Origin of the sequence: Okeania sp. SIO3I5 (assembly GCF_010672085.1) — a bacterium.
GTDB lineage: Bacteria > Cyanobacteriota > Cyanobacteriia > Cyanobacteriales > Microcoleaceae > Trichodesmium.
In genome coordinates, this window is the sequence record NZ_JAAHHT010000277.1 from 1 (window position 1) to 11,530 (window position 11,530).

Annotated in this window: 8 protein-coding genes and 1 pseudogene; 7 read left to right on the top strand and 2 right to left on the bottom strand. The window is 35.4% G+C overall.

Going from position 1 to position 11,530, the window contains the following annotated elements; genetic code table 11:
* Nucleotides 1-1,151: 1,151 nt before the first annotated feature.
* From F6K40_RS34780 to F6K40_RS34795, 4 genes and pseudogenes are all read left to right on the top strand, one after another.
* The gene (locus F6K40_RS34780) at nt 1,152-2,390 is read left to right on the top strand and encodes an AAA family ATPase (protein ID WP_293143077.1); all 1,239 of its coding nucleotides are present in this window, start codon (nt 1,152-1,154) and stop codon (nt 2,388-2,390) included.
* A 5-nt stretch (nt 2,391-2,395) separates the two neighbouring features.
* Nucleotides 2,396-2,911, top strand: coding sequence for a hypothetical protein (locus tag F6K40_RS34785; protein ID WP_293143080.1), 516 nt, complete (start codon nt 2,396-2,398; stop codon nt 2,909-2,911).
* A gap of 424 nt (nt 2,912-3,335) precedes the next feature.
* Nucleotides 3,336-3,639, top strand: a pseudogene (ureA, locus tag F6K40_RS34790) (urease subunit gamma).
* Between the two features lie 206 nt (nt 3,640-3,845).
* Nucleotides 3,846-4,121 (top strand): urease subunit beta, encoded by a 276-nt coding sequence (locus tag F6K40_RS34795; RefSeq protein ID WP_293143092.1) that lies wholly within the window; start codon nt 3,846-3,848, stop codon nt 4,119-4,121.
* 338 nt (nt 4,122-4,459) lie between these two features.
* On the opposite strand, the gene F6K40_RS34800 is transcribed toward F6K40_RS34795, so the two are convergent.
* A complete protein-coding gene (locus tag F6K40_RS34800; RefSeq protein WP_293143083.1) occupies nt 4,460-5,224 on the bottom strand; it encodes an SDR family oxidoreductase in 765 nt (254 codons plus the stop codon).
* Between the two features lie 18 nt (nt 5,225-5,242).
* Complete coding sequence (locus F6K40_RS34805) at nt 5,243-5,719, bottom strand: RpiB/LacA/LacB family sugar-phosphate isomerase (protein ID WP_365673843.1); 477 nt, start codon at nt 5,717-5,719, stop codon at nt 5,243-5,245.
* Between the two features lie 586 nt (nt 5,720-6,305).
* Here F6K40_RS34805 and priA point away from each other — a divergent pair.
* From priA to F6K40_RS34820, 3 genes are all read left to right on the top strand, one after another.
* Nucleotides 6,306-9,641 (top strand): replication restart helicase PriA, encoded by a 3,336-nt coding sequence (gene priA, locus F6K40_RS34810; protein ID WP_293143086.1) that lies wholly within the window; start codon nt 6,306-6,308, stop codon nt 9,639-9,641.
* Nucleotides 9,642-10,040: 399 nt separating this feature from the next.
* Entirely contained in the window at nt 10,041-10,601 is a 561-nt protein-coding gene (locus F6K40_RS34815; RefSeq protein WP_365673839.1) for a Uma2 family endonuclease, read from the top strand.
* Nucleotides 10,602-11,030: 429 nt separating this feature from the next.
* Nucleotides 11,031-11,432: an FG-GAP repeat protein gene (locus tag F6K40_RS34820; protein WP_293143089.1), complete on the top strand. Its 402-nt coding sequence runs from the start codon at nt 11,031-11,033 to the stop codon at nt 11,430-11,432.
* Nucleotides 11,433-11,530: the final 98 nt, after the last annotated feature.

The following is an 11,530-nucleotide window of genomic DNA, read 5'->3' on the forward strand; positions in this document are numbered from 1 at the left end:
GAAAAGTTTCTGTCTTTATAGAAGGGTATGAAAATATCTGAAAAATCTAAGGCCAGTGATGAGTATATCTGAGCGCACCTTTTCCATTATGCTTATAGTATCATGTCAAGTTTTTTTTAATCAACCAATGAATGAGAAATTTCTGAAGAGTGTTTAATGTCAATCTATTTGCTCGACCGCAACAATCAAAAAGCTGGAAAATTTTCCCTGATGCTCAATTGTTGAAGTACAAGAAAATCGAGTCGAAGGAAAAAGGAAACAAAAGAGTAATTAGCAAATAATTTGATTCGCAAAAATCAAGTCTAAAGGAAGAGATAAATAAGGATTGCTTGATGTGGAAGTGAATAACTTGGAAAAACCAGAAAAGTTTCTGTCTTTATAGAGGGTATGAAAATATCTGAAAAATCTAAGGCCAGTGATGAGTATATCTGAGCGCACCTTTTCCATTATGGTTATAGTATCATGTCAAGTTTTTTTTAATCAACCACTTTTTTGGAAATTTATGAAGAGTGTCTAATGTCAATCTATTTGCTCGACCGCAACAATCAAAAAGCTGGAAAATTTTCCCTGATGCTCAATTGTTGAAGTACAAGAAAATCGAGTCGAAGGAAAAAGGAAGAGATAAATAAGGATTGCTTGATGTGAAAGCGAATAACGGCAGAAAAACTCGAAAAGTTTCTGTCTTTATAGAGGGTATGAAAATATCTGAAAAATCCAAGGCCAGTGATGAGTATATCTGAGCGCACCTTTTCCATTATGCTTATAGTATCATGTCAAGTTTTGAAAATCAACCAATGAATGAGAAATTTCTGAAGAGTGTCTAATGTCAATCAAAAAAACTGGAAAATTTTCTGTCTTTATAGAGGGTATGAAAATATCTGAAAAATCCAAGGCCAGTGATGAGTATATATGAGCGCACCTTTTCCATTATGCTTATAGTATCATGTCAAGTTTTGAAAATCAACCAATGAATGAGAAATTTCTGAAGAGTGTCTAATGTCAATCAAAAAAACTGGAAAATTTTCCCTGATACTCAATTGTTGAAGTACAAGAAAATCGAGTCGAAGGAAAAAGGAAACAAAAGAGTCATTAACCAATAATTTCAGAAGCACAAATCAAGTCAAAAGGAAGAGATAAATAAGGATTGCTTTATGTTAAAACAAATAACCTTGGAAAACTGGAAAAGTTTCCGTCATGCAGAATTATATATAGACCCATTAACAGTTTTAATTGGTACAAATGCCAGTGGAAAATCTAATATTGTAGATGCCTTAGATTTTCTGAATGGTATTATGCAAACTCCTTCAGTAGAAACAGTATTAATAGGTATTAGAGGAGGAATTGAGTGGGCAGCTAGAAAACCAGAAACAAAATTTAGTTTTCAAGTATTAGTAGATGGGAAAGATGAAGGGGATGATTATCTTTATAAAATTACTTTAGAAATTACTCCTCTTGTGCAAGTAGTAGATGAATCTTTAACTTTGGTTGATAGTCAAAATATCTCAGATAGTAATTCATCTAATAAACCTTTTTTTATCCTTTCAGCTCCTTCCAAAAATGGGATAATATTTGATCGTTATGAACCCAGTAAAGAAGTTATGGAAAAAATTTTTCCTAATCCTAAACCTTCTTTAGGTAATCTTGCAAAAGACATTCCTTTCTATAATTTTGATAATATTCATCAAATGCTATATGCCCAAAGTATAGTTCCGAATAATCTCAAAGATATTTTGATATTAAATCCAATACCTTCGCAAATGCGGGATTATTCACCTCTATCAAAAAAGTTAGAAAGAGATGGTTCTAATATTGCGGGAGTTTTAGCAGCATTGCCAGAAAAACAAAAAGCTGAAGTAGAAGAAAATTTATTAAAATATTTGGCAAAACTACCAGAAGGAGATATGCGAAAAGTATGGTCTGAACCTGTCGGAAGATTAGGCAAAGATGCCATGCTTTATTGTGAAGAAATCTGGCATTATAACCAAGAACAAATAATAGTTGATGCTAGTGGAATGTCAGATGGAACTTTGCGATTTTTAGCAATTTTAACCGCAATGCTAGCTCAACCAGAAAAAAGTCTAATTGTTATAGAAGAAGTAGATAATGGTTTACATCCTTCCCGCGCCGGATTACTACTAGAAATGTTAAGAGAAATTGGGAAAAAATGCCAAATAGATGTCTTAGTTACAACCCATAATCCTGCTTTATTAGATGAACTAACTCCAGATTTTATTCCTTTTGTCATGGTAGCTTATCGAGATAAAAAAACTGGAGAAAGTCAGTTAATTCCCTTAGAATATATTGATGATTTACCGAAGTTAATGGCATCAGGAAATTTAGGCACAATTGTTAGTAAAGGTTTGATTGAAAAAAGTCTCAAAGCAGATTAAATAATATGAAAAAAGTGCTGATTATTGATACTTCTATTCTATGTGTTTATTTAGGAGTACCTGGGAAAGAAACCTGTGGATCTGAAACTAATAATTGGAATAAAATTCAAGTAGATGAAAAATTGAAAAAGGAGGAAAAAGCAAATACTACATTTATTTTACCTTTAGCAGCAATTATTGAAACAGGTAATCATATTGCTCAAGCACCGACAAAGGGTTATGAAATAGCTAAAGAATTAGCAAATATGATCAAATTAACAGCATATCATCAAACTCCTTGGGCAGCATTTACAACACAGTCTGTTTTCTGGGATGCCAAAAATTTGAAGCAGTTAGCTGATGAATTTCCTAATTTTGCTAGTCAAGGATTTGCATTGGGAGATGCTACAATTAAACAGATTGCTGACCGTTATAGTAGGTTAGGAAACCAGGTGGAAATTTTGACAGGAGATGAAAGTTTAAAATCATATCAACCTCAAGAACCTCCCCTAATTCCTAGACGTAGAAAATCCAAAAATTAAAACAACAATATTTAGATTATTTGTAAATTAACTAAATTAATACTCACCCACAAACCGGGTTTATCAGCGCAATTTTGTGGTTTTAATAATCAAGGCAATAAACCCGGTTTCTTGTTTTGGTTCGTAAATTCCATAAATTTAATTTTATAGCTATAAAAATGATAAAATTTTTACTGAAATAACTATAGAAATCCGTGCTTATGTTGTAATATTTGATCGTAGGAGTTTGGTCTCCAAATCTAAGTAAAAATGGGATGAAAAAACCAAACCCCTAAAGTTTTTTTTCTAAAATTATTTCATATTGCTATATCAAAAAAAACTAGGGTGCATCTCATATTTGCAAAAATACTTTTTTCCTATTCCCTGTTCCCTAAAAGCAAGAAATTTTTGGCTTTCTTCTTGCATTGAGATGCACCCAAAAACTATGCAATTAACACCCCCAATAAAAAGATAAATTATTAATTTTTACCGCTGCTTTATTAGCATAACGCCGGAAATAAAAAGGTGGAAAATTGAATTATCCAGAAGCAGTTGCTTATATTTCCGCAGCAATTTTAGAAGGTGCTAGAGAAGGTCGAACTGTCGCCGAATTAATGAGTTTTGGTACAACCTTATTAGGGCGAGATGATGTCAGAGAAGGTATCCCAGAAATGGTGCAATAAGTTCAGGTAGAAGCTACTTTTCCTGATGGTACAAAATTAGTGACTATACCTAATCCTATTCGTTAAAAATTAGGGAATAGGAAGTAATAAATTTATCAATCAAAATTAATCACTTCCGCGCATTTCTCCAGGAAAAACTTAGTCTTTGAAGAGATTACTTTTAACTTTAGACTTTAAAAGCTATAATTTTGAGGAGATTACTTTTAACTTTTGAATTTTAACTTTTGAATTTAATTATGATTCTAGATTAAATGATTATTTCCGAGGGATAAATTGAATTAAATGTAGATCGATTTACTATTAAATTAGTAGTAGCAAATACAGGCGAGCGCCCGATTGAAGTTGGTTCCCATTTCCACTTTTATGAAGTTAATAATACCTTGAATTTTGACCGGGAACTGGCAAAAGGAATGGGTCTGGATATTCCTGCTGGTACTGCCATTAGATTTGAATCAGGGGATGAGCGAGAAGTAATTTTAGTACCTTTTGTTGGGAGACGTGAAGTATATGGTTTTAACGCCAGAATTAATGGCAAACTTAAGTTATGATTAAATAGTTATTCAATAATTAAACAATTATCATTGGGGCTTTTTTTGATAAAAATTTAATCAAAAACCTGCCCCTATTATTGATTTAATGAGCAAATATTGTTACTTGATTTTGCCTCTAAGGTACAAAGGTCGAATCATACCAGTTTCAAAAAAGAACTACAAAAAGGTGCATCTCTATCAGAGACGCTTAAAAATACCTTATCCAATTTATTTTATACAGTTATCTCGATCATTTTTTCCTTTTTTTTATTCAATATTTCTTCCTTCTTCCAAAATACTTTCTGACAAAATTCCTTCATAAAATACCCTAGCTTAAGCAGGGAATATAACTGCAACTATTGTACTGTATAACCACCATCTATTGTGAGGGAATGACCTGTAATAAAACTAGCTGCATCGGAACATAACCAAACAACAGGATTAGCTATTTCTTCTGATTTACCAAAACGACCAATAGGGTGTGCTGCCATAAATTGTGCTTTAAATTTACTATCATCATCCTTGCCAATAATACGGTATGCCATATCTGTTTGAATTAAACCAGGACAAATACTATTAATTCTAATACCCGCTGTTGCTTGTTCCAAAGCAACAGCTTTTGTTAACCCTATTACACCATGTTTACTAGCACAGTAAATTGAAAAATTAGCTATACCAATTAATCCTGCTACAGAAGTATTATTTACTATCGCTCCCCCACCATTTTTTAACATTTCAGGAATTTGATATTTCATTGATAACCAAACTCCTTTGAGGTTAATATCAATGATATGATTCCAGTTAGATTCAGTTTGTTCAATACTAGGTCCTAATATCCCTTCTACACCTGCATTATTGAAGGCGTAATCTAGACGACCATAAGTATTAATTGTTTGATTAACTAAATTTTCAACTTCAATAGCTTGACTAATATTTGTTTTTACAAAGATAGCTTCACTGCCAATTTCTTTAATCATTGCCACTGTTTCTTGACTTTCTTTTTCCCTACGACTAGCAATAACTATTTTGGCTCCTTTCTGAGCAAATGCTAAAGCAGTAGCTCTACCAATTCCAGAACTTCCTCCCGTGATTAGGGCAACTTTTCCTTCAAATTCTTTCATTTTATGATTAATTTCTAATTAATTTCCAAATTGTTGTTTTTCTATTTTAGCAATATCTTTCATGGAATTTTCCAACCATTCTTGAATATCAGGTTCCCATCCCTGTTTAAATTCAGTGGTTAACCAAACATCTACAATTTCTTGAGCAACTAGGGGAGTAGTCACAAACCCACCTAAAGTTAGGACGTTAGAATTATTAATTGAACGTGATTTTTCGGCAGCAAAACTATTTTCACAGACTGCTGCATAGACATGAGGATATTTATTAGCAATAATAGCCATTCCCATACCTGTTCCACATACAAGGATTCCAGGTTCTACTTGTTGACTTCCTACCATTTTTGAGACTTGAGCAGCTATCTCATAATAAGGTGTTTCTTGGGTGGAATTCTTGATACCAATATCTTCTACTTCTATACCTTTATTTTGTAGGTTTTGTTTGACCACTTCCTTAAGATTGAATCCATAGGATTCCGCTCCAATTGCTATTTTAATACATGGTTTTTCTCCAGTTTAAGATACAATAAATATCTCCGAAAGTTAATTTTAAAACTTTAGTAATTTATTGCTAAAACTTAGTTTATAGAGATGTCTAATACTAATATAGCAATTCTAAATAGGTTGCGGGTAATAAAAAACTAGAAATAAACTCCGAAAGTCTTACCTATTGCAAGAGTGCCTATTGCCTATTCCCTAAAAGCAGTGAGATTCTTATACACAAATATATTAGAGGATTGCTATATCTGTACATTATAAATTTTTATATTAATGATGTACTAGCTTACTCAATAAGTCGCTTAGAAAAACTATAAGTCTGTAAAGATTGGGAGATTTATTATATAGCAATCTTATAATAGGTTGTAACATTTTATCATAAGAGTTTGGATACCAAACCCAAGCAAAAATGAGATTTGGTGACCAAACCCCTACAGTTTTTTTTACGAATCGTTTAGGATTGCTATAGCTGAATTCTGACTATCAAACAGGGATTAAGCGAGTTCTAACTTCTGAATTCTGAATTCTAACTTCAAAAAACTTCTGACTTCTAACTTCTGAATTTGTCCCTTAATTAATTTTGCCAATGTCCTACTCTGTCCAAACACCATCAAAACCTATCCTAGCTGAACCTGGGTCATCTTATCAAAATATTTCCCCAGAGTCGCAAGAGTGGGTAGAAGTCTTAGTGGATGTCCCTTTCCAAACTTCAACAGATGATACTGAAGAGGAGGAAAAATTATTTACCTACAAAATACCTCCCGATTTGGATATTCAAGCTGGAGATATTTTAGTAGTACCATTTGGCAAACAACAAGTAGGAGCGATCGCTATCCGCAAAACGTCCCAACTGCCAGAAGGTTTAAGTAGCGATCGCGTCAAAAATGTATCAGACATTATTACGAGAGGTTTTTTCCCTGCCACTTATTGGGAACTGCTGGAAAAAGTCGCCATTTATTATCAAACACCACTTATTAAAGTAATTCGGACTGCTTTACCACCAGGGTTACTCAAACGTAGTCAACGACGCATCCGCATCATCGAAACAGCAATACCCACAGGTGGAGAAATTTTCCTCAATGCTAACGCTCAGAAAATTCTGGAAATTCTGCAAAACTCCAAAACCAAAGACTACACCTGGCAATACATTCAACGTCAAGTCAAAAGTGCTAATAGAGGATTAAAAGATTTACTACAACGAGGTTGGGTAGAAAGTTATCTCGAACCCCCTTCTCCACCAAAACCAAAACTCAGACAAGCAGTGACTCTAGTTGCTCAAACCCCACCCAAAGATTTAACCCCACGTCAAAAAGAAGTGATGGAAGTGTTACGCCAAAGTGGGGGCGAAATGTGGTTAACAGAATTACTTAATACTTGCCAAACAACAACTTCTGTGGTCAAAAAACTCGAAGAAAAAGGTTATGCTGTCATTCAGGAACAGGAAGTATTACGGCGAGAACAAGGTAGGGGCGATACCAGAGACGAAATAAAAATGCTTACATCTTACCAAACAGAAGCATTAACAACCATTACCCAGATTCAAGAATTTGCTCAAATATTGCTACATGGAGTTACCGGATCTGGGAAAACAGAAATATATTTACAGGCGATCGCTCCCATTCTCGAAAATGGCAAATCTGCGCTCGTACTCGTTCCCGAAATAGGTTTAACTCCCCAACTTACCGATAGATTTCGCGCTCGTTTTGGCAAAAAAGTTTATGTTTACCATAGCGCTCTATCTGCGGGAGAACGTTATGACACCTGGCGTAATATGACGTGGGGTATTCCGCAAATTATCATCGGTACTCGTTCTGCAATATTCGCTCCACTGCCAAAATTAGGTTTAATTGTTTTAGATGAAGAACATGATAACAGTTTCAAACAAGACCGCCCCGCACCCTGTTATCACGCTCGCGTCGTAGCGAAATGGCGAGCAGAGTTAGAAAACTGCCCATTAATATTAGGTTCAGCAACACCCTCTTTAGAAAGTTGGTTGCAAACAAGAACACATCAGAAACCGGGTTTATCTGAAAAAATTGATAGTTTGAATGATCGGGATAATCAACCCGGTTTCTTGGTTGATGAAAATATTTCCCTTACTCAGAAACCGGGTTTATCTGAAAAAATTGATAGTTTGAATAATCAGGATAATCAACCCGATTTCTTAGTTGATGAAAATATTTCCCTTACTCAGAAACCAGGTTTATCTGAAAAAATTGATAGTTTGAATAATCAGGATAATCAACCCGATTTCTTAGTTGATGAAAATGTTTCCCTTACTCAGAAACCAGGTTTATCTGAAAAAAATGATAGTTTGAATAATCAGGATAATCAACCCGGTTTCTTGGTTGATGAAAATATTTCCCTTACTCAGAAACCAGGTTTATCTGAAAAAAGTGATAGTTTGAATAATCAGGATAATCAACCCGATTTCTTAGTTGATGAAAATATTTCCCTTACTCAGAAACCAGGTTTATCTGAAAAAAGTGATAGTTTGAATAATCAGGATAATCAACCCGATTTCTTAGTTGATGAAAATGTTTCCCTTACTCAGAAACCAGGTTTATCTGAAAAAAATGATAGTTTGAATAATCAGGATAATCAACCCGATTTCTTAGTTGATGAAAATGTTTCCCTTACTCAGAAACCAGGTTTATCTGAAAAAAATGATAGTTTGAATAATCAGGATAATCAACCCGATTTCTTAGTTGATGAAAATGTTTCCCTTACTCAGAAACCAGGTTTATCTGAAAAAAATGATAGTTTGAATAATCAAGATAATCAACCCAGTTTCTTAGTTGATAAAAATGAAACTGTTTCCCAAAAACCCAACACCTACTACCTATCATTACCAGAACGCATCCACTCAAGACCGATGCCACCTGTAGAAATAGTAGATATGCGCCAACAACTGCGACAGGGAAACCGGACAATGTTCAGCTACCCTCTCCAAGAAGCACTGCAACAACTACAGGAAACAAAACAACAAGGAATCTTATTTATTCACCGTCGCGGTCACAGTACATTCGTCTCTTGTCGTAGTTGCGGTCATGTCATGGAATGCCCTCATTGCGACATTTCACTTTCCTATCATTACACCCACGAAGGTGCAACTCCACTATTACGTTGTCATTACTGTAACTATCAACAACCACAACCCCAACGTTGCCCCGAATGTGATTCTCCTTTTTTCAAATTTTTTGGCAGTGGAACTCAAAAAGTAGAGCAAGAGTTAAAGAGACAATTTCCCAATTTACGAGCTATTAGATATGATAGCGACACAACTCGCAAAAAAGATGCTCACCGAAATTTGTTAAATCAATTTGCTAATGGGGAAGCAGACTTATTGATCGGTACCCAGATGTTGACAAAAGGTTTAGACTTAGCGCAGGTGACATTAGTAGGAGTCGTATCTGCTGATGGGTTGCTGCATTTTTCAGATTATCGCGCCAATGAACGCGCTTTTCAAACATTGCTGCAAGTAGCGGGTCGTGCGGGTCGTGGAGATAACCCAGGGCGAGTAATTATTCAGACCTATACTCCAGAACATCCTGTGATTCAAGCGGTGCAACGTCATGATTATGAGTCTTTTGTGGAAACAGAATTACAAGCAAGAGCAGAATTGCGATATCCTCCTCACGGGCGGTTGATTTTATTGCGTCTGAGTAGTTATGATCCGACCGAGGTGGCAGTGACTGCTCAACAGTTAGCAAGTGTGTTGATGGAAAAAGCAGAAGAAGGAAAATACGATTTATTAGGTCCTGCACCCGCTCCTATTGCGAGAGTAGCAAATCGTTATCGGTGGCAGATTTTGTTAAAATTATTCCCTGGATGTGATGATGTACCCGATCTGACTAAGTTGAGTAATGTTTGTCGCCCTGGGGTGAGTTTAACTGTGGATGTCGATCCTATGAATTTATGAGAAATTTAGTTCAGTGGGGAAGTCAGGGCAAGACACGGATTTTGCCACGGATGCACGGATGGATTTAATTCAGTAGGGTGCATTAGGCGCTTACTACAAAGTTTCATTTTTTTCAGTAGTTAAGAAATCTAAGAGTCTAATTTTTCACCAAGGATAAGCCAACTTTTTCCGAGCGTCAAGGGGTATGGGGAAAGGAGACCAAACCTCTACAGTTATTCAGACTCTAAAAAAAGAGCCACTATTTTCCCATAATACCAATCTAATTTCAAGATATAACAACTTTTTCTAGTTGTCAAGGTGCGATAGCTATGAAATTACCAAAAATTCCTGAAGTAATTTCAATATGTGTTATGTTATCCTTAGTGAATAAAAAATTATCAACATTCTTCTTTCTTAACTTTGAAAATTACGATCGCTGAACGTCAAAATTATCAAAAAATGAGTCCTGAAGAGTATCTCGAATGGGAAGCAGAACAGGAACTTCGTTATGAATATATTGATGGTAAAATTTTTGCCATGACTGGGGGAACTCTTCCTCATACTAAAATTTACCTCAATTTCTACAGAGCTTTGTATCCTCATTTAAGTCAAAGAGGTTGTGAAACTTATGTTGCCGATGTCAAAGTTCAGGCGAATGAAAATAGTTCTTATTTCTATCCCGATCTGGTAGTTACTTGTCACCCTGACGATCTAAAAGCTCGTGACTTTATCCAACATCCGAAAGTCATTGTTGAGGTGCTTTCGCCAAGTACAGCAAGTTACGATCGCGGGGATAAGTTTAAATATTATTGTCAAATTCCTAGTTTGCAGGAATATGTATTGGTAGACTCCGAATCAACTTCAGTAGAAATTTATCGTCGAAGAGAGGAGAAAATGTGGCTTGGCAATTATTATGAAGCGGGGGAAGCGATCGCTTCAGAAAGTATTGAATTTCAATGTCCTATCGAACTTTTGTATTAAAAAGTAACATTAGTCTAGTCATTGCGACTTACACGAGTCGAAGGCAGCAATCTCAGAGGTTTAAGAGATTGCTTCCTATCGTCGCTGCGGACAACTTTTCAACCGGATTCTATATAACATTAGTCTAGTTATTTCCACTGGAACGGAGTCGAGAGAATCAATCTCAGAAACTCCGTGATACTACTTAAATTTAAAGTTTTGCTAAAGTTTTGGTATAACCTATTGCCTCTTGCCTAAATAAAATGTTATAGTAATTCTACAAGTGTGCAAATAACCGAAAAAATTTCTTAAAACTGGACAGCTATAATTTCTAGCTTTTTTAGTTAGCAATAACTACAGTACCTCTCACGGAGTGACAATTCTAATTCATAAACATAACTAAATGACCTGAGTAAAAAATAAAGGTAACTAAGAACTAATTAATTAGATATGCACAACCAAAAACCAGCAATTAAGAGCCAAGCAACTAACCTAAAAAAAATTGGTAAAAGAGCCTGCTTTCCGCTCTTCGCCCTCCTTGCTTTTACAACTCCCGCTAACGCTTTTGATCTCAAACTTACTGCACCCGACGGTTCTGCACATGACCTTTTCGGAAGGTCAGTAGCTCTAAGCAATAATATAGCTCTGATAGGTGCCTACACAGACGACGACAATGGAACAAACAGTGGTTCAGCCTACCTATTTGACACTACTACTGGCAGTTTGCTCCACAAATTCACTGCACCTGATGGTTATATTGAGGACTACTTCGGATACTCAGTAGCTGTAAGCAATAACACAGCTCTAATAGGTTCCTATTGGGCAGGACTTACGCAAAAACGCTATATATAGTGTATGGTAAATAGAGCGATCGCTAAAAAAATCACAACGCTCGCTCAGTATCTCCGATTTTATCTCTATCTATAAAAACTTAAACAACCGTCATTTTA

Bases quoted from the DNA above. Each gene is read 5' to 3' on its own strand.
- F6K40_RS34780 (WP_293143077.1), top strand. From the start codon at position 1,152: ATGTTAAAACAAATAACCTTGGAAAACTGGAAAAGTTTCCGTCATGCA.
- F6K40_RS34785 (WP_293143080.1), top strand. From the start codon at position 2,396: ATGAAAAAAGTGCTGATTATTGATACTTCTATTCTATGTGTTTATTTA.
- F6K40_RS34800 (WP_293143083.1), bottom strand. From the start codon at position 5,224: ATGAAAGAATTTGAAGGAAAAGTTGCCCTAATCACGGGAGGAAGTTCT.
- priA (WP_293143086.1), top strand. From the start codon at position 6,306: ATGTCCTACTCTGTCCAAACACCATCAAAACCTATCCTAGCTGAACCT.
- F6K40_RS34820 (WP_293143089.1), top strand. From the start codon at position 11,031: ATGCACAACCAAAAACCAGCAATTAAGAGCCAAGCAACTAACCTAAAA.